The 21759-nt window shown below is 70.5% G+C and carries 21 protein-coding genes; 11 read left to right on the top strand and 10 right to left on the bottom strand.

Annotation, left to right across the window (positions count from 1 at the left end; translation table 11 throughout):
• Positions 1-187: 187 nt before the first annotated feature.
• Positions 188-787: a dihydrofolate reductase family protein gene (locus tag BM339_RS45570; RefSeq protein ID WP_075024889.1), complete on the top strand. Its 600-nt coding sequence runs from the start codon at positions 188-190 to the stop codon at positions 785-787.
• Positions 788-839: 52 nt separating this feature from the next.
• The gene (locus BM339_RS45565) at positions 840-1169 is read left to right on the top strand and encodes a YciI family protein (RefSeq protein WP_075024888.1); all 330 of its coding nucleotides are present in this window, start codon (positions 840-842) and stop codon (positions 1167-1169) included.
• A gap of 46 nt (positions 1170-1215) precedes the next feature.
• Here BM339_RS45565 and BM339_RS45560 read toward each other — a convergent pair whose 3' ends face one another.
• A complete protein-coding gene (locus BM339_RS45560; RefSeq protein ID WP_075024887.1) occupies positions 1216-1800 on the bottom strand; it encodes a Uma2 family endonuclease in 585 nt (194 codons plus the stop codon).
• Positions 1801-2082: 282 nt separating this feature from the next.
• Between BM339_RS45560 and BM339_RS45555 the strand changes: the two genes are divergently transcribed.
• Positions 2083-3273: a glycoside hydrolase family 64 protein gene (locus BM339_RS45555; protein WP_075024886.1), complete on the top strand. Its 1191-nt coding sequence runs from the start codon at positions 2083-2085 to the stop codon at positions 3271-3273.
• 31 nt (positions 3274-3304) lie between these two features.
• Here the strand turns inward: BM339_RS45555 and BM339_RS45550 are convergent, their stop codons facing one another.
• On the bottom strand, positions 3305-4633 hold the full coding sequence (locus BM339_RS45550; protein WP_075024885.1) for a cytochrome P450: 1329 nt from the start codon (positions 4631-4633) through the stop codon (positions 3305-3307).
• A gap of 118 nt (positions 4634-4751) precedes the next feature.
• Between BM339_RS45550 and BM339_RS45545 the strand changes: the two genes are divergently transcribed.
• Positions 4752-5405 (top strand): TetR/AcrR family transcriptional regulator, encoded by a 654-nt coding sequence (locus BM339_RS45545; protein WP_021592171.1) that lies wholly within the window; start codon positions 4752-4754, stop codon positions 5403-5405.
• Between the two features lie 69 nt (positions 5406-5474).
• Here BM339_RS45545 and BM339_RS45540 read toward each other — a convergent pair whose 3' ends face one another.
• The 4 genes from BM339_RS45540 to BM339_RS45525 form a co-directional block, all read right to left on the bottom strand.
• Positions 5475-7268, bottom strand: coding sequence for an ABC transporter permease (locus BM339_RS45540; RefSeq protein ID WP_075024884.1), 1794 nt, complete (start codon positions 7266-7268; stop codon positions 5475-5477).
• A gap of 4 nt (positions 7269-7272) precedes the next feature.
• Positions 7273-8007: an ABC transporter ATP-binding protein gene (locus BM339_RS45535; protein ID WP_021592173.1), complete on the bottom strand. Its 735-nt coding sequence runs from the start codon at positions 8005-8007 to the stop codon at positions 7273-7275.
• Entirely contained in the window at positions 8004-8525 is a 522-nt protein-coding gene (locus BM339_RS45530) for a PadR family transcriptional regulator (protein WP_075024883.1), read from the bottom strand. Before BM339_RS45530 ends, BM339_RS45535 begins: the two co-directional genes overlap by 4 nt.
• Before the next feature lie 164 nt (positions 8526-8689).
• On the bottom strand, positions 8690-9634 hold the full coding sequence (locus BM339_RS45525) for an alpha/beta hydrolase (RefSeq protein ID WP_075024882.1): 945 nt from the start codon (positions 9632-9634) through the stop codon (positions 8690-8692).
• A 457-nt stretch (positions 9635-10091) separates the two neighbouring features.
• Between BM339_RS45525 and BM339_RS51040 the strand changes: the two genes are divergently transcribed.
• From BM339_RS51040 to BM339_RS45510, 3 genes are read left to right on the top strand one after another with little or no spacing between them, the layout of a single operon-like run.
• Positions 10092-11819 (top strand): serine/threonine-protein kinase, encoded by a 1728-nt coding sequence (locus BM339_RS51040; protein ID WP_075024881.1) that lies wholly within the window; start codon positions 10092-10094, stop codon positions 11817-11819.
• A 50-nt stretch (positions 11820-11869) separates the two neighbouring features.
• Entirely contained in the window at positions 11870-13489 is a 1620-nt protein-coding gene (locus BM339_RS45515) for a serine/threonine-protein kinase (RefSeq protein WP_256255856.1), read from the top strand.
• A 53-nt stretch (positions 13490-13542) separates the two neighbouring features.
• On the top strand, positions 13543-13893 hold the full coding sequence (locus BM339_RS45510; RefSeq protein WP_075024879.1) for an MmcQ/YjbR family DNA-binding protein: 351 nt from the start codon (positions 13543-13545) through the stop codon (positions 13891-13893).
• Between the two features lie 117 nt (positions 13894-14010).
• Here BM339_RS45510 and BM339_RS45505 read toward each other — a convergent pair whose 3' ends face one another.
• The gene (locus BM339_RS45505) at positions 14011-14676 is read right to left on the bottom strand and encodes a TetR/AcrR family transcriptional regulator (protein WP_083598562.1); all 666 of its coding nucleotides are present in this window, start codon (positions 14674-14676) and stop codon (positions 14011-14013) included.
• 165 nt (positions 14677-14841) lie between these two features.
• Between BM339_RS45505 and BM339_RS45500 the strand changes: the two genes are divergently transcribed.
• Entirely contained in the window at positions 14842-16083 is a 1242-nt protein-coding gene (locus BM339_RS45500) for an oxygenase MpaB family protein (protein ID WP_075024878.1), read from the top strand.
• A 57-nt stretch (positions 16084-16140) separates the two neighbouring features.
• Here the strand turns inward: BM339_RS45500 and BM339_RS45495 are convergent, their stop codons facing one another.
• A complete protein-coding gene (locus tag BM339_RS45495; RefSeq protein WP_244938520.1) occupies positions 16141-16692 on the bottom strand; it encodes a GNAT family N-acetyltransferase in 552 nt (183 codons plus the stop codon).
• Between the two features lie 117 nt (positions 16693-16809).
• Here BM339_RS45495 and BM339_RS45490 point away from each other — a divergent pair, with 117 nt between their 5' ends.
• Positions 16810-17421, top strand: coding sequence for a hypothetical protein (locus tag BM339_RS45490; RefSeq protein WP_024935966.1), 612 nt, complete (start codon positions 16810-16812; stop codon positions 17419-17421).
• Here BM339_RS45490 and BM339_RS45485 read toward each other — a convergent pair.
• Positions 17360-18703, bottom strand: coding sequence for an NAD-binding protein (locus BM339_RS45485; RefSeq protein WP_143118859.1), 1344 nt, complete (start codon positions 18701-18703; stop codon positions 17360-17362). The two genes, BM339_RS45490 and BM339_RS45485, sit on opposite strands and share 62 nt — an antisense overlap.
• A 104-nt stretch (positions 18704-18807) precedes the next feature.
• On the bottom strand, positions 18808-19020 hold the full coding sequence (locus BM339_RS45480) for a hypothetical protein (protein ID WP_021592184.1): 213 nt from the start codon (positions 19018-19020) through the stop codon (positions 18808-18810).
• Positions 19021-19858: 838 nt separating this feature from the next.
• On the opposite strand from BM339_RS45480, the gene BM339_RS45475 reads away from it, so the two are divergent.
• On the top strand, positions 19859-21118 hold the full coding sequence (locus BM339_RS45475; protein WP_075024876.1) for a C40 family peptidase: 1260 nt from the start codon (positions 19859-19861) through the stop codon (positions 21116-21118).
• Positions 21115-21735, top strand: coding sequence for a hypothetical protein (locus BM339_RS45470; RefSeq protein ID WP_143118858.1), 621 nt, complete (start codon positions 21115-21117; stop codon positions 21733-21735). Before BM339_RS45475 ends, BM339_RS45470 begins: the two co-directional genes overlap by 4 nt.
• Positions 21736-21759 lie beyond the last annotated feature (24 nt).

Here is a 21759-nt window from a genome sequence, read left to right as displayed (position 1 = left end):
GCGAGTTCGAGATCGGCTTCTCCCCTCGTCCGAGGGCTTGACCCGACCCTGGGGCCGTGACGGTGATCGGCGGCGGGCGGAAGAAGTCCTCAAAGTTTTTCCGCGGCGGTGTCGGATCGGGGTGGTCGTGTTCGTGGAGGTAGTGAAGCCGCCCAACGGGGGCGGCGCAGAAACAGGGAGTTGCGCCATGAGCACCACCTTCACTGTCGACTTCTTCTGCAGCCTGGACGGCTACGGCATGGCCCACGGTTGGCCCGGATACTGGGGGAAGGAGGGTCCCGAGATCCGCGAGGACCGGGTGCGCACCTTCGCGCAGGAGCAGGTGCTCGTCTTCGGCGCGACGACGTTCCGAGAGTTCCGCGAGTTCGTCGTCGAGTACGACGAGCCTTACTACGACAGCCTGAACGAGTTGCCGAAGATCGTGTTCTCCAGCACGCTCGAAGAGCCGCTCGGTTGGCAGAACTCGACGGTTCTCAACGAGGACGCGGTGACGGCGATCGAGCGCCTCAAGCGCACCACGGACGTCCCGATGCGTTCGCACGGCAGCATCTCGCTGAACCGCGCCCTGCTCGCCGCCGGCCTCGTCGACCGGCTCGAAGTCATCATGTTCCCCGCCATCTCCGGCCGCGCCGGCGGATCGGCGCTTCTCCACGACGGAGCGGAGTTCGACCTGGAACTCATCGAGTCGACCGTGCTCGACGGTCGGACGCACAAGCTCGTGTACACCCCGCACCTTCACGGCGAGATCCCCGAGGGTGTCGGGCCGCGACGCCGAGACGTGGGCTAGGTCCCAGGGCTTGCGCTCGACCTGACTAGAGACCACAGGAGACGATCCTCAGATGCAGTACCTGCTTTCCGTGATCCACGACCAGGCCGGCCTCGCCACCCCGGACGAGGACGCGGCGATCGATGTGTTCAATGACCGGCTCCAGGCCGAGGGCCACTGGGTTTTCGCCGGCGGTCTCGCCTCGCCCGACACGGCCACCGTCATCGACAACCGGGGCGGGAAGGCGATGGTCACCGACGGGCCGTTCTTGGAGACGAAGGAGTACCTCGCCGGCTTCTGGGTCGTCGAGGCGCCCGACCTGGACGCGGCGCTCAAGCTGGCCGCCGAGGGGTCGAAAGCCTGCAACCGAAGGGTCGAGGTCCGGCCGTTCCGGGACGCGTAAGCGCGGCCGCCGCCCGCCCGGCGCTGCCCACGAGACGGTTCTGGGGTCAGCGTTCGCGTACGGCCTTCAGTTCGATGTCGATCTCGAACGGCACGCTGACGGTGATCCGGTCATGGTGGACGCCGGTTCCGACGTATCCGCCGGTCGCGTCGTCCAGCTCGTAGGTGTAGATCGCGAATGCCGGCGCGGTCTGGTCGGTTTCGACCCGCCAGAAGTGCCGGATTCGAGCCTCCGCGTACAGAGCCGGCTGTATCCGCCGATCCTTGCGCTTGGTGGACGGTGAGACCACCTCGACGACGAGAGCAACCGAATCAGCAAGTACCGGACGCTCGTTGACATCGTGGTCGACGGAGTACACGACGATGTCAGGGGCAATCTCGACCGGCTCTACCGCGTCGTCGTCCAAGAGAACATCCAGGTCGAGGTCGACCTGCCAAGTGGCGGGGGCCGCGTCCTCGATGCAGTTCGCCAGTCGCCGAGCGATGCGCTGGTGGATCGGGCGAGGACGCGGGTTCACGACGAGTTCTCCATGGATGAGGCTTACACGTACCGGAAGGTCTTCCGGCAGGGCCTCATAGTCTGCCCGAGTCCAGGTATCGCCGGATGGCAATGGGAGAGTCACCGCATGCATGGCTCGTCGCGCCTCCGGTCTGGCGGATATGAGTATGTGGCCAGACTACCTGCAGCGCGATCCCGAGCCTCTGATGGTCGCCATCGAACGTGAACTCCAGCGCCTCGACGACCGGGACCCGTGTGCACGGTGTTGGCCGGCGGGACGGCAGGGGCCCGTGTGCAGGTTAATTGGAAAGAGTCTTGACAGTAGTGGAACGATCCGGGACCTTGGACTACAGCTCCCCTGATACGCGCGTTTCAGACAACGGCAACCGAACCCTCCCCCCGCCAGGAGTTCCCGTTGGTCACCCGCAGATCATTCCTCGCCGCGGCCGGAACGGCCGCTCTCGCCATCCCGTTCGGGCGCGACCTGCTCGGCAGGCCCGCGTTCGCGGCGCCGTCGACGTGCGCGCTCACGCTCGCCAATCACGGTTCCGCCCCGGTCAAGGCCTACATCACCGGCCGCGAGCAGGGCACGAACCGGCTCGTGCTCCTCCGCGCCGACAGCTCGCCGTACTATCCCCCGTCGCCCTCGGCGCCGGTGACCCCGCTGGGCGCGGACTGCTCGATCCCGATCGGCGCCGGCGGCTCGGCGAACCTCACGCTCCCGCAGATGTACGGCGCCCGGATCTACTTCGTGAAGAACGACTCGCTCGACTTCTTCGTGAACCCCGGTCCGGCGCTGGTCGAGCCGGCGTTCGCGAACCCGGCCGACCCGAACTACCAGAGGACCTGGTCGTTCTGCGAGTTCACCTTCAACCCCCAGCAGATCTTCGCGAACATCTCCTACGTCGACCTGCTCACCGCGCTGCCGATCGGGCTCGACCTGGTCGGCGACTCCCGGCACACGGTCGAGGCCGCGCCCGCCGGGGCGGTGCAGGCGGTCGCCGACGGTCTCGTCGCGCAGAAGAACGCGGACGGGCAGCCCTGGGACCAGCTCGTCATCCGCAACGGCGGCGGCGTGCTGCGGGTCGTCTCACCGCAGGGCCACATGGCGTCCAATCCCGGTGCCTTCTCCACGTACTGGGACGGCTACGTCAACCAGGTGTGGGACAAGTACGCCGGAACCGACCTCAAGGTGGATCTCCAAGGCGGGCGCGGCGTCTACACCGGGCGCGTCAGCGGCGGTGTGCTCAGGTTCAACGACGGGAGCACGTTCGCGCGGCCCTCGTCCAAGGACATCTTCACCTGCAACGACGGGCCGTTCGCCAACAACCCGAGCGACTCCGACATCAAGAAGGGCCTGCTCGCCCGCATCGCCGCGGCGTTCAACCGCAGCACGATCCTGAGCAGCGCCGACCAGCCGAACGGCACGCCGCAGTCCGACTACTACAAGGACCCGACCACGAACCACTGGGCGCGGATCCTGCACGCCAACACCCCGATCGGGTACGCGTTCCCGTACGACGACGTGTGTCCCGACGGGGCGCCGGACGTCTCCGGCGCCGCCGCCGACGGCAACCCGCAACGCCTGACCGTCAACGTCGGCTGAGACCTCGCCGCGTCCGTCCGCGCGCGTCGGCTCAGGCCGATGCGCGCGGGCGGGCGCCGGGCGGGGTGAAGGCGCAGGGCAGGCGCTTGTAGCCGTTGATGAAGCCGGACATCAGCCGGTCGGGCTCCCCGGCGGTGATGTCGGGCAGGCGGGTAAACAGCTCGCGGAACATCACGGTGATCTCGCGCCGGGCCAGGTTGGCGCCCAGGCAGAAGTGCGGGCCCGGACCGCCGAACCCGACGTGCGGGTTCGGCGAGCGCAGGATGTCGAAGCGCTCGGGGTCGGTGAAGACCGCCTCGTCCCGGTTCGCGGACCAGTAGAACAGCGTCACCCGCTCGCCCTTGTGGTAGGTGTGGCCGTTCATCTCGTAGTCGCGGGTCAGGTTGCGGCGCATGAAGATGACCGGGCTGCTGTACCGGACGATCTCCTCGACCGCCCCGGCGATGCGTCCGTCGAAGTCGGCCAGCAGCAGGTCGCGCTGGTCGGGATGTTCGGTGAACAGCTTCAGGCCGTGCGCGATCGCGTTGCGCGTGGTCTCGTTCCCCGCCACCACCAGCAGCAGGAAGAACGCGGCGAACTCGCGCGGGCTCAGCCGCTCGCCGTCGACGTTGGCGTTCACCAGGGCCGAGGTCAGGTCGCCGGTGGGCGCGGCGCGGCGCTCCCGTCCGAGCTGGAAGGCCAGCCGGTGCAGCCGCCACCCCGCCGACGCCACGGTGCCCAGCATGCGGAGCGTCGCGAGCCGGCCGAGCTTCGGGCCGTCGCCGCCGTACTCCACGGTGGCGCCCACGTACTCGGGGTCGCTGTAGCCGACGATGATGTTGGTCAGGTCCACCACCCGCCGGTGCTGCCGGACGGGGATGCCGAGCATGTCGCAGATGACCTCGACCGGCAGCCGCGCCGCGGCCTGGGACACGAAGTCGCCGCCGCCGGACTCGATGAGCCCGTCCACGATCCGGGTGGCCCGCCGCGCGATGTCGTCCTCGGCCTTGGCGAGCATCTTCGGGCTGAACGCCCGGGACACGATCCGGCGGATCTTCGCGTGCCGCGGATCGTCCATGTCGATCATCGAGTTGAAGTACTTGTCCATCCAGCGCGGCATGTCGGCCGGGCTGGTGGCGCTGGGCTCGCTGCTGAACACCTCCGGACGGCGGCTGGCCTCGGCCACCTCGGCATGGTGGGTCAGCGCCCAGGACCCCGGGCTCTGCGGAAGGAACGGCAGCTTGGGCAGGGTGAAGAACACCGGTCCCGGCTGGGCGCGGAGCACCGAGAACGCCTCCGCCCGCTCCGGCAGGGGACGGGCCCAGAACCGCAGATCGCTCAGATCGATGTCCGCCGGCTGTGGCGGGTTCTCCGTGGCCACGCGCCTCACGCTCCCCTCGTCGCGACCGCGAATTCTGGTGAAGCGTTGCACCAGAATATCTGGTGATCAGCGTCCCCAGATCTGCGGACGAAGTCAAGGGATGCGGCACAATCGGGCTGTGACCTCCGAGCCCCCGCGCACACGTCCCTACCGCGGCGTGCCCGCCGACCAGCGCCGGGCCCGCCGCCGCGCCGCGCTGATGGAGGCCGGGCTGGAGCTGCTCGGCACCCGGGGATGGGCCGCCACGACCGTCCGGCAGGTGTGCGCCGAGGCCGGGCTCAACGACCGGTACTTCTACGAGAACTTCCCGGACCGGGACGCCCTGCTCCTGGCGATCATCGACGACCAGGTCGCCCAGGGCACCGACGTGATCCTGTCCGCCGCCCGGCAGGCCCCCCGCCGGCCGCAGCCCCGCACCCGCGCCGTGGTGACCGCGATCCTCGACTTCCTGACCGGGGACCCGCGCCGCGCCCACATCCTCACCCACGCGTTCCCCGCCTCGCCCCTGCTCCAGCGGCGCCGCGTCGAGATCATCCGGACCATGACCGCGATCTTCGCCGCCCAGACCCACGAGACCCTGGACCAGGTCCTCCTGCCGGACGTCGACGTGGAACTGACCGGCCTGACCCTCACGGCCGGCCTGTGGGAGCTGTTCACCACCTGGTTCCGCGGCGACCTCGGCATCGACCGCGACCACCTGGTCGACTACACGGTCGCCCTGGTCCTGAGCACCACCGAGCTGGCCACCCCGCTCCACCAACGCCTCCACTAGGCCGGCGAGCGTGCGGGGCGGCATGTCACGCCGCGGCTTCCCGGACCCTGGTGATCGCGGCGGACGTGCTCAGGGTGATACGGCGCCGAGGGTTCGCGCGACGGAGCGGCGGGCCGCCATGCGTGCGGGTACGGCGGTGAGCGCCGCCGTGGCCAGGACCGCCGCGACCGCGGCGGCGAGGAGCCACCACGTGGGCGGCTTGGGCACGTCCCCACGGCTGAAGGACAGGACCAGGGCAATCCCGAGCGGGACACCGGCGAAGGCGCCGGACAGGGCCGGCAGGAGCTGCGCCGCCGACAGTCCGGCCGCGGTCTGCCCGGGTGTGGCGCCGAACGCACGGGCGATGGCCATGGTGGGACGGGCTTCCATGGCGAGGGTCCAGGTCACCGTGATGGTGTTCACGAGGGCGAGCGCGATCACCGCGATGGTGACGCCCAGCAGCAGGTGGCGGTCCTGAGCGGTCCGCGCGTGGGTCGCCATGGCCGAGCCCGGATAGCCCCGGTCCGGCTGGACGTAGACCATCAGCAGTGCGGTGACCGCGAGCAGCGTCGTCGCGATGGTGCACGCGTACAGGACGGCGCGGCCGGGCCGGCGGGCGATCAGGCGCAGCCCGAGCAGGAGCGAGGTCGGCAGCGGCGCCGACACCCTGTTCAGCCAGGCCCGGCGCCTGGGCCGGCGGGCGGTGTCCGCCAGGGCGGAGACGGTGCCGGTGCGCAGTGCCCGCAGCGTCGGGCCCACGGTGGTGAGGACCGCCGCGAAGACGGCGGCGACGGTCGTGAACGCGATCGTGTCGCCGCTCGGGCCGATGGCGGTGCTGACCAGGCTCGCGGAGGGGTTGACGACGGTGGGTGCGGCCAGCCCGGCGATCGCCAGGCCCAGCGCGTCCGCGAGCAGCGCCAAGACCAGGTATTCGGCGAGCAGGACGGCGGCGATGAGGCCGGGTGTGGCGCCGACCGCCTTGAGCAGCCCGACCCTGCGGGTCTGCCTGGCCGCGCGTCCCGCCGCCAGTGTCGCCACGCCGCCGACGGCCAGGAAGCTGAGCAGCCAACTGCCGATGACCAGGATCGGCTGGCTGTTCCGGAGCATGACGAAATCCTGCTCGGCGATGTGCTGCCAGGTCTTCATGTTCACCCAGGTGTTCTCGAACGCTGGAGCCACAGCGGGGTCATGCCTGTTCAGCAGCCGGGCCTCGTCGGGGTCCCGCAGCTTCAGGTTGATGAACGAGGTCACCGGGACATCGGGCGATTCCAGTGCCCGGGTGTCCCGTTCGGCCAGCCAGACCAGGCCGCCGCCGTCGCTCGGCCCGCCGCCCGGCCCGATCCCCAGTGCCCACGGGTAGACCGAGCGGGCCGCGGTCACGGCGACCCCGACGACGGGAAGCGAGCGGCCGGCGACGGTGACGTGGTCGCCCACCCCGGCGCCCATGGCGGCGGCGAAGCCGCGTTCGAGGACGGCGCCTCCCGGACGCACCCAACCGCCCGAGGTCACCAGCGGGCGGTCGACCGGGCCCGGCGTCATGTCGGCGACCTGCACCACCGCGGCTCCCGTGGAGCCGTTCGCCGTGAGGCTCGTGTAGTACTGGCGGTACGGCCCGCTGTGCGCGACCACCCGTGGCGCGTGCTCCAACGACTTCAGAGCCTTGATCGTTTCCGGGTCGGTGCCCGGGGACAGTGCGACCACGTCCGGCCCCGCCGTGACCTCCCGGGTCTGCCAGTAGAGCTTCTCGGTCCCCCCGCGCAACGATAGACCGAGGGCCAGCGCGGCGGTGGCCGCGGTGACCGCGACGACGAGCATCGCGGCCTGGGCGGGATGCCGGCGGACGTCGGCCAGCACGAGGCGGAACACGAGCAGGACGCGGCCCACGGGGTCAGTCCCCCATCTCGATCAGGTCGCCGAGCCGCCCGGCACTCCCCGCCGCCAGCCGGGTGTCGTCGACGAACGCCCCGTCGCGCATCGAGACCAGCCGGTCCGCGGTGGCCGCGATCCGCGCGTCATGGGTGACGATCACGACGGTCTGCCCGGCGGCGCGCAGGCCCTCGAAGAGCCTCAGCACGTCGGCCGTCGCCGCGCTGTCCAGGTTCCCGGTCGGCTCGTCGGCCAGCAGGACCGGCGGCTCGTTGGCCAGGGCACGGGCGATGGCCACCCGCTGCCGCTGTCCCCCCGACAGCTCCCGGGGCAGATGCCGGGCGCGCTCGGCGAGCCCCACCCGCTCCAGCAGGAAGGCCGCGCGGCGCCTGGCCGCACGCGCCGAACGTCCGGCGAGCAGCGCGGGCAACTCCACGTTCTCCGCCGCCGACAGCTCCTCCACCAGGTGGAACGACTGGAAGACGAACCCCACCGACCGGCGCCGCAGCCGGGCCAGTTGCCGCTCGCTCACGGTGTCGATCCGCCGCCCGGCCAGCCACACCTCCCCGCGGGTCGGCCGCTCCAGGCCGCCCAGCATGTGCAGCAGGGTGGACTTGCCGCAGCCGCTCGGCCCCATCACCGCCAGCATCTGCCCCACAGGTACGTCCAGGTCGACGTCGTCGACCGCCCGGACCAGGGCCTGCCCCTGGCCGTGCTCCTTGCACAGGCCACGGACCTGCAGCACGTCATCGTTCATTCGTCATCAGCCTTTGCCCAGACGCGTTCGCAGGTTTCCAGCCAGCGCAGGTCGGCCTGCAGTCGCAGCGCGACGCCTTCCAGCAGCAGCCCGGCGGTCGAACCGTCCGGCTCGGCCAGCGTGGCGCGCTGCACGTCACGCAGACGTCGCAGCAGCTCGCGGCGCTGCGCGTCCACCAGCTCGACCGGATCGGCGAGCCGGGCCGCGGCCGCCGCGGCGAGCTTGAGATGGAACTCCGCCAGGTTCGGTTTCGGCCAGTTCACCTCGGCCAGCCAGGCCGCCACCCGCTGCTGCCCGGACGGCGTCAGCGCGTACACCTTGCGGTCCGGCCGGTCCGGCAGCCCGTCCGCCCGCTCGGAGACGACCAGGCCCGCCTTCTCCAGCCGGTTCAGGGTCACGTAGACCTGGCCAGCGTTCATCGACTCCCCGAGCGGCCCGAGAGCCTCCCGCAAGCGCGCGCGCAGCCGGTACCCGTGCGACGGCTCCTTCGCGAGCATCGCCAGCACCGCGTCCTGCATCCGATCACCCCCTAACGGCTAGCCAAATAGATAGCCGTTATCTATCGGCTCCGTCAAGCGGATCTCCGGCCTCCCGTCGAGAGCACGCCGGGATCGACCGGCGGCGCGGGATTCGGCGTCGCAGGCACGCACCAACGCCCCCAGAAACCAGCGGGGGGCCGGTGTCAGGAGACGGCGGCGGCGAGGTACTCGGCCTGGCGGGCGCGTTCGCGCTTGGTGATCGTGATCGGGAGGTTCAGGAAGCCGTGGGTCGCGTCCGCCACGACCTCCAGCTCGGCGACGTTCCCGGCCGCCCGCCAGCGGGCCGCCATGAAGAGCGAGTCGTCCAGGAGCGGATCCTCGGTGCCGGCCACGAAACGCGCGGGCGGCATGCCGCGCAGGTCGGCGTAGAGCGGGGAGACCGCCGGGTCGCGCCGCTCCTCGGCCGAACGTCCGGGCAGGAGCTGGTCCCTGAACCAGGCCAGCACATCGGTCGGGACGAGCAGCTTGTCGGTGCCGAGCCGCTGGCTCGGCGTCATCGACAGGTCGTACGCGCCGTAGGTGAGCTGCGCGGCGAGGAACGCCCGCGCCCGGTCGCTCAGGCGCACCAGCGTGAGCGCGGCGAGGTGCGCGCCGGCGGACTCTCCGGCGATCGCCAGCCGGTCCGTGCCGAACTCCGCGGACGCCGCCGTGATCAGCCAGCGGGCCGCGTCCTCGACGTCGTCGGCGGCGGCGGGATGCGGATCCTCGGGCGCGCGCCGGTAGCCGACGCTCACGACGGCCAGCTTCGCGGCCTCGGCCAGTTCCCACAGGCGAGTGTCCTGACCGTCTGCGCTGCCGAACGTCCAGCCGCCGCCGTGCACATGCAGCAGGACTCCCCGGACGTCGGCTGGACGCAGGACCCGGACGGGCACGTCACCGGCTCGACCCGGAACCGTCCGGTCGAGGCCCTCGGGAAGCCTCACCGGCACCGAGTGCAGCCCCTCGCCCTGCTCCCGGCGGCGCCGCGACTCGGCCACGCCGATGTCGTACGGCTTGGGCTCGGCGGCGAGAGCCGCGGCCAGCTTGACGTTGAACGCCCGTGTCTCCTCGACGACGTCACTTCCGGTCGTGACCACAGAGTCCGTCATGTCCCCGATTCTCCCGCACCTCCCGGCCGTCGCCACCGACCGCGAAAGCGAGACGACAGCATGTCTGCATGCAGAACGGTTCCGTAGACAACGGCGAGCATTACGCTGGTACGAGAATGGCGCGGGATCCAGGCGTGCAGCCAATCCTGTGTTGCGATCGAGGCCACCGCGGACCCCCAAAGCACCAGCATCCCGATTGCGGGCCCCACCAGGGTCTCAGTGATGGACTCACTCATTTCTCAGCCGGAGTCACTCCCCCCGTGTCGGCGTTCGGGTGGACGCCAATTCAAAAGCGGGACGAGGTCGCCCCTCTGTCTCCGTGCTGTCGCGACGCGTCCGGGAAGTCATCCGGCGACCCTCGTTCGCGAGTGCGTCGGAAGACGCATATGCGGATGATCACCGCGGGTACCCTTATTGCAGACAGACGGTGGTGTTCGACAGACGTGAGGCAGGGCGGATGGCGGGCGCGGGACTCGGGTCGCTCAAGGCCGCCGACCCGGCGAGAATCGGGCCCTACCGGCTGCTGGCACGGCTCGGGGCCGGGGGGATGGGGCAGGTCTACCTGGGCCGCTCCCCCGGACGGCGGCTCGTCGCGGTCAAGGTCGTGCACCCGCACTTCGCCGACAACACGGTGTTCCGGCGCCGGTTCACCAAGGAGGTCGCGGCGGCGAGAAGGATCGGCGGCTTCTACACCGCCCAGGTGATCGACGCCGACCCCGACGCCGACCCGCCCTGGCTGGCGACCGAGTACATCGCCGGGCCGTCGTTGCAGGCCGCCATCGACACCAACGGCGCGCTGCCCGAGGTGTCGGTGGCGGCCCTGGGCGCCGGGCTCGCCGAGGGGCTGCTGGCCGTGCACGACCAGAACGTCATCCACCGCGACCTCAAACCCGGCAACGTCCTGCTCGCCCAGGACGGGCCGCGGATCATCGACTTCGGCATCGCGCGGGCGACGGACGCCACGTCCCAGAGCATCACCATGGTCGGCACGCCCGGCTACATGTCGCCCGAGCAGTACCTGGGCGGGGACGTCGGGACCGCCGGCGACGTGTTCTGCCTGGCGGCCGTGCTGGTCTTCGCGGCGACCGGCCACCACCCGTTCGGGGAGGGGCCGCCCGACGCCCTCGGGTACCGCGTCCGGCACGAGGAACCGGATCTGACGGGCGTTCCGGAGTCGTTACGGCCTCTCGTCGCGGCCGGGTTGGCGAAGGACCCCGACGACCGCCCGCCGGCCCAGGAGTTCCTGGAGCGGTGCTCGGCGCTGTCGGCGGACGAGGGCATGACCCTGCCCGAGAAGTTCAGCCGGATGATCGCCACGCGCGTCGCCGAGACCGAGGTCTTCGCCAAGGACACGGGCGGCGGACGGAAGAGGCGCCCTGAGCAGGCTTCTCCGCCGCCGCCGTCCGGCGACCGGGCCCAGCGGCCCAAGTCCGGTGACCGGACCCAGCCGCCCAAGTCCGGTGACCGGACCCAGCGGTCTCCGCAGCCCTCGCAGCGGCCTGCCCAGCAGAGCACCCGGCCCAAGCCGAACGCCGCGGTCGTCGCCGGGGTCGTGGGAGTCCTGCTGGTCGCCCTGATTCTCGCCATGGCCAACAACGACTCCAACGGCTCTTCCAGTAACGCCGGCTCCACGTCGACGCCGTCCGCGACGCCCCGAACGAGCGGTGGGCCGAGCAGCACGCCGTCCAGCAGCCCGACGCCCGATCCGACCTTCAAGGCCTTCGAGGCCATCAGGCGAGGTGACTGCCTCGACGCGCACAAGGACCCCTACGACTCCGACGGGTGGAGCGAGGAGGAGCCGAACGTGGTCCCCTGCGGCGCCCCCAACGCCTACGTGAAAGTGTTCGGCATCCAGGACTCGGCCTCCGACTGCGGCTACGAACCGCTGGACGGGGAGTCCTACTGGAAATCCCCCGTGCACGACGGGGAGGCGATCTACCTGTGCGTGCGCCGGGAATTCCACATGGGGGAGTGCTTCCTGGGCTCGAAGAAGAGCGGCCAGCCGGGGAGGATATTCATCAACGGGCACGGTCTGATGACCGCGTGGGGATGCAGCAGGGACACCGTTCCGAAGAAGTTCGACTACGTCCTCAAGTACACCGGCTACTACGCGACCAGATGCCCGGAAGGCTCGCACAAATGGAGCGACTTCCGGGAGGGCGTCCTCTGCGCCCGAGTTGCCTGAAAGAGCGATTTGACCGGCTTTGAGGAGGTCGTGGCCGTAGGCTGTCCGCCGTGACGTCTGGGCGGATGGTGATCGACGGCCGTTTCGAGCTGCGGGACCGGCTCGGCAGCGGCGGGATGGGCACGGTCTGGCGCGCGTTCGACCTCGCCCTGGAGCGCGAGGTCGCGCTGAAGGAGGTGCGGCTCTCCGACACCGAGACGGCGGACCTCGATCCGGACGTCGCGCGGATGCTGCGCGAGCGGGTGATGCGCGAGGCCCGCGCCCTCGCCCGGCTCGATCACCCGAACGTCGTGACCATCCACCACATCGTGGACTCGCCCGACATGCCGCATCCATGGCTGGTCATGGAACTCGTCCGCGGGCGGTCCCTCCAGGAGCGGCTGGCGGGCGGGCCGCTCTCGCCGCCCGAGGGCGCGGCCGTCGGGCGCGGGATCCTCGCGGCGCTGCGCGCGGCCCACGAGGCCGGGATCTGCCACCGCGACGTCAAGCCCGCGAACGTCCTGCTGCGGACGGACGGCACGCCGGTCCTGACCGACTTCGGCATCGCCGTCCTCCAGGAGGCGTCCCGCGTCACCGTCACCGGCGGGCTGGTCGGCTCCCCCGAGTACATCGCGCCGGAGCGGCTGCACGGCCAGGAGGGCGAGCCCGCCTCGGACCTGTGGTCGCTCGGCCTCCTGCTCTACACGGCCGTGGAAGGCCGGAACCCGCTGCGCCGCCCCAGCACCGCGGCGACGCTGGCCGCCGTGATGACGGCTCAGATCCCGCCGTCCCACCGCGCGGGTCCCCTGGCGCCCGTGCTGCAGGCGCTGCTGGTGCGGGAGCCGGCCGCCCGCCCCTCCCCGTCCCAGCTGGACCAGATGCTCGCCCAGGTGGCCGGTGCGAGCCCGACCGGCATCGTGTCGCCGCCTCCCCCGATCGCCCCCATGCCGGGCCCCGGGACGAACCCGGTCCCGCCGACCGGTCCCGTCCCGCCGACCGGTCCCGTGCGGCCGACCGGTCCCGTGCGGCCGCCGCGGCGCCGCGGGCTGACCGGGGTCGCGATCGGCGCCATCGCGGCCGGCATGGTCGCCGCGGTCGTCGGGTCGGTCGTCATCGTCCTCCCCAAGGTGCTGGACGCCTTCGCCACGGCGGAGGACAGCGCCGGCCGCCTGCAGACGCCGGAGGACACCCCCGGAACCTTCGACACCGAGGGCGGCGGCGAGTCCGGGGAGGTCAAGAGCCTGCTCGCCCCCGCCGCCGTCCGCACTGTGATCAAGGAGTTCGAGGCGGCGTCCGGCAGCCGGGAGTTCGCCGAGCTCACGGTGCACGAGGACCGCGCCTCCGCGGACGCCCCCGTGTCCGGACGGCGCGGCGCGTTCGACAACTACACCTACGAGAAGGGCGCGGAGGCGGCCGTCCGGAGCCGTCCCAGCATCGCCATCACGACCGGCGACGCCAAGGTGAACATGCGCACCTTCAACTGGGAGGCCCTGCCCGCGCTGATGCGCCGCGCCGAACGCACCCTCAAGGTGCCGAAGCCGACCAGCCGGTACGTCATCGCCAAGGCCGCCTGGACCTTCAACGGCGACCGGCCGACCATGATGGTCTACCTCAGCGACGACTACGGCGGCGGCTACCTCGCCGCGAACCTCAAGGGCAAGGTCGTCAAGACCGTTCCCGCCGACTCGTGACGGGCGGCCGGGCCCGGGTCTCACCGTCCGACAAGGCTGATAGATCCCTGTGTATGAGCGTTGACGAGTTCCTGAGCATCGTGCTCGGCCTGCCCGAGGTCACCCGAAACGACGGGCATCCCGAGTTGACCGGCTTCCGGGTGCGGGACAAGGGGTTCTGCTACCTCCGAGACGCCGACGAGGTCGTCATGCTCAAGGCCACCCGTGAGGAGCAGGCCGCCCTCATCGCCGAAGACCCGGAGACGTTCTCCGCGTCGTGGGCCACCGGCGGCCGTTTCGCGTGGGTCGAGTTCCGCCTGGCGAACGCCGACCCCGCCGAAGTGAGCGAGCTGGTCACGGAGGCCTGGCGCCTCTCGGCCCCCAAGCGCCTCGCCGACACGATCCGCCCGGCGGAACCCGGCTGATCGCCCGCCACCTAAGCGACGCTTGGTTGACGACCGAGCAGGCAGCCGGGCCGCGGGCTCCGGAGCGGGGGTACGGGCCGGCCCGCGCGCCGGGACGCCACGGCCGGGCGGCCGCCGCTATGCCGAGGGTCCGCCCGGCTCCAGCATGGGCACCAGGAACCGCCGGGCCACCTCGGCGACCTGCTCGTCGTCGTCGAGGTCGACGAGCTCGCTCGGGATCGCCAGGAAGGAGGCGGAGACGCGGACCATCATCTCGGCCACGAAGTCGACGTCCAGGTCGTCCGGGACGGTCCCGGCGCGCTGCTCGCGGCGGAGCTGGCCCGCGACGAACCGGCGCACCGTCGCGAGCGTCCGCCCCTCGTCGTTGATCATGGTGGGCAGGACGGTGTCCGGCTCGGTGGCCATCAGCCCGCCGATCAGCGGGTTGCTCCGGATGGCGCGCATCGAGCTGACGAAGCCCAGTACCACCCGGTCCGCCGCGGTCTCGGCCTGCTCGATCTCGACGAGGAACCGGTCGAAGTACCTGCGGAACTCCCGACGGATCACCTGCTCGACGAGCGCGTCCTTGGTGGCGAACCGCCGGTAGACCGTGATCCGCGAGACCCCCGCCCGGCGGGCCACGTCCTCCATGGTGGACCGCTGGATCCCCAGCCGGGAGAACTGGTCGTAGGCGGCGTCGAGGACGCGCGACCGGGCCTCGTCCAGGTCCGCCACCTGTTCGACGGCGTCGACGTAGGCGCGTTCGAGCAGCGACTCCGGGTTCGAGGACGGCACAGGTTCCACGATCTCCTCCTGACGCGACCGATTCTGTCCCAATCGCGAATGTTCGTCACGTTAGGTCTTGTGATGGCCGACACGGTGTGCTGTGATGAAGAGCATCTGATACATGGATGCAGGATGTGTTTCATCGTATCAGAACCGCTCTCGGCCCCGAGGAGGAGCGAAAGCATGGAGAAACCCAGCAGGCGGAACGTGCTGATGGCGGGCGGAACGCTGGGCGCGCTCGGCGCGCTGAGCGTCGCGACGCCCGCGAACGCGAGCTCACTGTGGACGTGGTCGCCGAAGGGGTCGGTCGCGGGCGCGGGGAAGGGCGCCGACCCGAAGTGGGTCTGGGACGAGGAGGCCGACCCGCTCGTCGCCTCACTCCTCGACCGGGGCGCCGTCCCCGAGGTCAACAAGCTGCTGCGGACCTGGACCAAGAACGGCCAGGCCCTGCCCGCGGGCCTGCCGGCCGACCTGCGCGCGTTCATGGAGAAGGCCCGGCAGCTCCCGTCCTGGGCCGACCAGGGCAAGCTGGCGAAGGCGTTCGAGTTCAACCAGAAGCGCGGCCTCTACCTCGGCGTCACCTACGGCTTCGCCAGCGGGATGATGAGCACCGCCATCCCCAAGGAGGCGCGCGCCGTCTACTACTCCCAGGGCGGCGCGGACATGAAGGACCGCATCACCAAGACCGCCAAGCTCGGCTACGACGTCGGGACGGAGAACGCCTTCGACCCTGACGGCGAGATGATCGTCACCTGCGTCAAGACCCGGCTGGTGCACGCGGCCGTGCGGCACCTGCTGCCGAAGTCCCCGTACTGGAGCAAGGTCGCCGACGAGGAGATCCCGATCAGCCAGGCCGACATGATGGTCACCTGGCACAGCCTGCCCACGACCGTCCTGCAGAACCTGGTCAAGTGGAAGGTGCCGATCCCCGCCGCCGAGTCCGCGGCCTTCCTGCACTCGTGGCAGGTGACCGCGCACATGCTCGGCATCCTGGACGAGTACATCCCCGCCTCGTGGGACGAGGCCGACTCCCAGGCCGAGCAGGTCCTGGACCCGATCCTCGCCCCCACCCCCGAGGGCATCAAGCTGGCCGACATCCTGCTCAACCTCGGCTCCGTCATCGACGGCGGCCTGCTCACCAAGCCGACCCTCGGCGCCCTCACCCGCTTCATGCTCGGCGACGAGATCGCCGGCTGGCTGAAGATCCCCAGGGAGCCGCTCTGGGACAACCTCCTGAAGACCCTCTGGCCGCCGTTCATCGCCGTCCGCGAAGGCCTGCTCGACCTCACCGACGCGCCGAAGGCCCTGCGCGACCTCTACTGGACGTTCGACGAGATCCTCCGCCAGGCGGCCCTGATCTTCCTCTCCGAGGGCGACTTCCCGATCAGCATCGAGATCCCCCAGACCAACAACCCGCACTACTGACCGTCCCGCCATCGGGCTCGGAACCCCTCGAATTCCGGGCCCGGTGCGCCCCCGGTCTCACTCGACGGCCGGGCTGCGCCGTTCGAGCAGGACGACGTCCCGCCACCGGCCGTTCAGGCGGCCGATGCGCCGCCGGGTTCCGACGGTTCGGAACCCGGCCCTGGCGTGCATCCGGAGGCTCGCGGCGTTCTCCGGGAAGATGCCGGCCTGGACCGTCCAGATGCCGCCGGCCTCGGTGGCGGCGATGAAGGCGTCCAGCAGCGCGGCGCCGAGGCCCAGCCCGCGGGCGTCCGGGCTGATGTAGACGCTGTGCTCCACCACACCGGCGTAGCAGCGGCGGGCGGACACACGGCCGGCGGCGATCCAGCCGAGCACGTCACCCTCCGCGCCGGTCGCGACATACCGGTACCGGTCGAGCTTGGCGGCATCGAACTCCTCCCAGGTGGGAGCGGTCGTCTCGAAGCTCGCCTCACCGGTGTCCAGGCCGAGCTGGTAGATCTCCAAGACTCGATCCGCGTCCTCGGCCCGCATCTCCCGGATGCCGATGCCGCGGCGCCGGTGATCCGGCCCGGCGTTCCGGTCGAGCGGCCACTTCTTCTCCCCAGTCATCGCTCATCGACGATAGACGGGCGGCGCGCGGCACCGGTTGCCGGCCCGTTCGGGGGACGGACGGTCCTGTCCCTGAGCACACGCACGGTGGGCTCGGGCGAGACAGGAGTCACCCGCGTGACGAGCAACCTGGTGACGGCGAGCGGCCGCTCTCGTGAGTACACGGTGATAGGCGGGGTCGGGGCCGCGATAGCGCTCCTCTACGTCATGACCATGTCGACCTGGCCGTCGAGCGGCACGAACCCCGAGAACCCGCCCCTGTGGGCGAGCGGCGCGGGGTGGGGCGCGGGGACTCTGGCAGTGGCGGCCGCAGTCGGTCCGCTCGTGATGATGGCGGTCAGGGACGTGCGTGGCGTCCGGCACGACGGCATGCCGACACCGGTTCGGGGCCAGAGTCTCAGCGTCGCACTGGGCACGGCGGCGTGGTTCGTCGGCGGTCTGTTCTCGCTTCTCCGGTTCGTCCATGCCCAGGCCGACGTCTGCGTCGGAGGCGGTGCCTGGTCGTTCGGCTGCCAGAACCGGTCGGGTGTGCTCCTCAGCGTGCTCGGCCTGGGGTTCACCGCGTCGGCGACCCTGGTGCTGGTGACCCTGACCATCCCGGACGACCGGTCGCCGGTCTCCAGATGGCTGTCACCGGTCCTCATCCTCGGCCTGTACCTGCTGGCGCTCAGGATGTGGATGCCTCATGTGGGTCTCGGAGTCCCGTCTCGTTACCAGCCGGTGCCGTGACCGGACAGGCGCACCTGGAGACCCGGTCGCCCCCTGTTCCCGCGGACTCCCCGTCGCGCGGACGGACGAAGTGCACGGACGCCCCGTTCACTCCCCCGGTCACCGCCTGGGCCGTCATCGCGGGGATGTCGCACACGTCGCCGATCGGGAAGAGCGACCTGGTCTCGTTGATCACGGCGTGGTCGCCCGCGCGCAGCACCACGCGCAGGTCCGGCACCAGCGCGAGGGCCGCGATGGCCGCTTCGACGTTGTCCAGGTCGTCGGCGCCCATGGCGGCGAAAGCGCGGGCCCGGTGCAGGCTGAGCCGCTGGAGGACGTCCCGGTCCTCGGCGTGCGCGATCAGGACGGGGATCCCGGCCGCCCTGGCGAGCCGCAGGTTGGCGGCCCGCGGGTCGCGTTCGACCGCGAGCACCGGGATGCGCAGGTGCCGCAGTGCCATGCACAGCCGAAGGCTGACCTGCCCCAGCCCCACCACGACCACATGGTCACGGGTGGGAAGCGTACGCGGGCCGACGATGTCGACGCTGCGGCCGGACAGGAACCGGTTCACGATCCCCGCGGTGAACAGGGCACTGAAACCGATGGTCAGCAGCATCCCGGTGCCCGACAGGACGAGGAACCAGCCGGGCGCCGGATGCTCCCCGGAGCCGACCGTCGCGACCACACGGGTAGCGGTGTAGAACGCCGCGGCGGCCGGCTGGTGCAGGACGAGGACGGCCAGCGCCCATTCCAGGAGCAGCGTGACGGCCAGTCCCGCCAGGCCGGTGAGCAGGATCCTGCTGGTCAGGTCATGGGGACGGAGCTGGCGGGTGAAGCCGCGCATGATCCTGCGGGGCAGGCGGTCGGGACGCCAGACGTCGGCGGCGACCCCGTCGGCGGTCTCGACGAACACGGTGGCGGGCGAGCTGCGGACGTCGACGGCGAGGACCGGCGGGCCGAGGCAGGCCCCGACGATCGCGGGCACCGCGATGTCGGCCGGGGAGGTCACCTGGCAGTTGGGGACGGCCCTCAGCAGCTGGTCGGCGACGGTCCGGTCGAAGAGCATGACCACGAGGCGGATGCCGGGGCGCAGATGCTCGGCCAGCAGCGCGTACCGCAGCGCGACGACGTCGCCGCGGACGAGGACCGCGACCGCGTCCACGTCACCTAGCGCGCCGCGCAGGTCGTCCTCGTTGGGCCGGAGCAGATGGGTGACGTCGTTGCCGTGCCGGGTGAGGGACGTGCATGCGAGCCGGGCTATCTCGATGTCGCCGATCACCAGGACGCGTCGCGTTGCGCTCATGCCGCCTACCGTGCGCGTTCGGGCGGGCTCGGCAGCACGTCCGCCTCTCGACGTCCGCCGGCACGCGTCCCGGACACGTGCCGGCGGCCCGGCGCCGGCCTCGCTCAGTCGCCGGCCGTCCGGGTGACGGCGTGCGTGATGACCAGCTGGTCGGCCCGGTCGCCGGCCAGCTCCCGGATCTCGTCCTCCAGGTGGCGCGCGCACCGCTCCGCGCCGGCCTTGGCGAGATGCCAGTGTCTACACGACCGCATGTATTTCTTCTGCTCGCCTCGGACGACGGTGACGGCGGTGGCGGAGGCGGTGTACACGACCCTCACCCCTCGCTCGTCGCGGGGGCGCGGCCGGTGGTGCCGCAGTACTGGTCGCTGCAGGAGCCGGTGGTCCCGCCGGTCAGCCGGTGTGCGCGCAGAAGCCCATCGCACCCGAAGCGACCGCACCGGTTGTAGGTGGCACCGCAGGAGGGGCACTCGAGTTGCGCTCGTCCCGAACTGGCATTCCTGACAACCCCGCTGCACCGGTTCAAGCACTTCATCTCGGTCCTCTCCAGGGAGACTCAACTGTGTCGGGCCGAAGACGACCGTCAGGACCGGATGCCCGTCGGCCACTGCCGAACCGGCCACAAAATGGTCACCGGCCGCCCCGAGGCACTCCCGCACGACGAAGGCGGAACGAGCAGGCCAGAGGGGCTTGCGCTTCCGGAAGCCCGCCGGACTGTCTACTCCAGCGTCGCAGGAGGTGAGCCATGCCCGAAAAGCCGCCGACGCACCTGGCCAGGTCGATCACTCGGCGTCCCCACGCCCAACGATCCCGGCCGCCCTGCAGGAGCGCTCGCCGCCCTCGCACCGGGCGGCGGCCCGGCCCTGCCCACGGCGATCCCGTCGGCGGAGGACGTGACGACCTCGTCGCCTCGAACATCACCTGATCAGGTGTTCGGGGCCATTCGACGCGAGGGCTTCATCTGCCGACCGCGTCCGCCGTTGCGACAAAAGGAGAAACGGGCGATCCACTGCCGGAGGGCAGGGATATGCGTCAGCCATGGCCCGCGATTCATCGGTGCAGCGAAACAACCGTCCGACAGCAGGAACTCAGGACGATTTTCGGTGAGTTCCCCGGCAGCCGGGCGTCATCCAGGAGGTCAGCGTGCGAAGGAACCCCATGGTGTGGTGGTTGCTCACCATGATCTTCGGGAGCGGCACCATGACATTGGTGGTGGTCACCGCGGTGGGCCTGTCGGTCATGTCGCAGCAGATGGGACCACTGGGGCAGTTCGCGATGCAGGCATGTGCTCCGAGCGGCTCGACGGGGAGCACGGGAGTGGTACAGGCGAGCGCGAAGAAGAACTCCATTCCTAAGAACTATTTTGAATACTATAAACGGATCGGCGAAGAAGAGAACATCCCATGGCAAGTGCTGGCCGCCATCGGCAAGATTGAGACCGATCACGGCAGGACCACGCTGAAGGGCATGCGTCGCGGCGAGGAGAACTACGCGGGGGCGGGCGGCCCCATGCAATTCCTCCAGACCTCGTGGGCGGGAGCCGCCGGCGGGAGCGGGTACGGGGACGATGGCAACGGGGATGGAAAGGAAGACCGTTACGATCCGCAGGACGCGATTCTCGGTGCCGCCAACCACCTTCGGGGCAGTATCGGCAAGGCGAACCCCAAGGACGGCCCTCCGCGAGGACCACTCAGCGAGAACGACATAAGAAACGCCGTCCATCGCTACAATCCCGGAAATTACACCCCGCAGAGCAATCCGTACGTGAGAGACGTGCTGGCGGTACGGGACAAGTACCTCAAGGGCGACTACAGCCTGGGAGCGCCCAACTATGTGAACATGCCGCGCTGTGCCGCCGGATCGGGCCTGGCGGCCGGATCGTTCGGCCAGCAGATCGCCTATGCCGCCGCGAGGTGGACGATGGAGGACAGCAGCGCGCCGACGCCACCCCAGCGCGTGGGCGGAAAGACTCCCTACTCGTGGGGCGGTGGCACTGAGAACGGCCCCTGGGACCCGGGGAAGGGCAGAGGCGCGGGCTTCAAGGGGTTCGACTGTTCGAGCCTCGCGATGTACGCGGTCTACCAAGCGTCCAAAAAGAAGATCAAAATCGCCCGGACGACGCAGGCGCAATGGAGCCAGGGCATCGGCAAGAAGATTCCCCGTAGCGGTCCGTTCGCCCCTGGCGATCTACTCTACTTCGGCGGCCCCCCGCCCACGCACGTGGCGATCTACTACGGCCAGGAAAACGGCACGCACTGGATGGTCGAGGCCAAGAAGACCGGCACCTTCGTCATGTTCTCCAAATTCACCCCCGGCAGCAATTTTCTGGGGGCCCTTCGTTTCAGCGGGCAGAAGTCTTCCGGGACCATCCGCGCGATGGCTCCGGCCGGGGCCGGCGCGGACACGGGTGCGGCGTGACCGGGCGACGGGCCACGGCGTTCCGCTCCGCCGGCTGCGTCATCGTGGCCGCGGCCCTCGCCGCCGGCTGCGGCGGCGGCGACGGAGGACGGCCCGATGCGCGATCATCCGGACGAGGTGGGGCGGCCGGCACTTCGCCGTCCGCTGCCGTCTCGTCGGTGCCGTCACCGAACGGGCTGCCCGATGATCTGCCGATCCCCCGCCAGATCTTGGAGCAGGACCCGACGGCACTGTCGAAGGGTGCCCTGACCCTCATGTACACGGCCGACAGCACCGTCGACACGGGATTGCGCGACGCCAAACTGCGCGCGGAACGCTACTTCACCGCCGACTACGCGGCCGAGGTCAAGGCAGAAGTACGGCAGTACGTCCCCGCTGAATGGCGGCGGCACCGAGCCTATCTCGCGGTGCGTCTCGAACCGCTCGCGAAAGAGGAGGGAGCTCCGCCCGATGGACCGACCGCCGCTTACCGGCAATGGGAGATGATCGCGACCCCCACGGGGCGGGATAAATGGCGCGGGGATCCCAGAAGGTCCGTGGTCTATGTGGGGCTTACCAGGTCGTCGGCGGAGGCTCCCTGGCGGATCTCCAGCGTGACCGTAAGCGACGAAGACTAGCCCCGGGCAGAGAAACATCGCGAC

It is taken from the genome of Actinomadura madurae (assembly GCF_900115095.1).
Lineage (GTDB): Bacteria > Actinomycetota > Actinomycetes > Streptosporangiales > Streptosporangiaceae > Spirillospora > Spirillospora madurae.
This window is presented reverse-complemented; position numbering and strand designations above follow the sequence as displayed.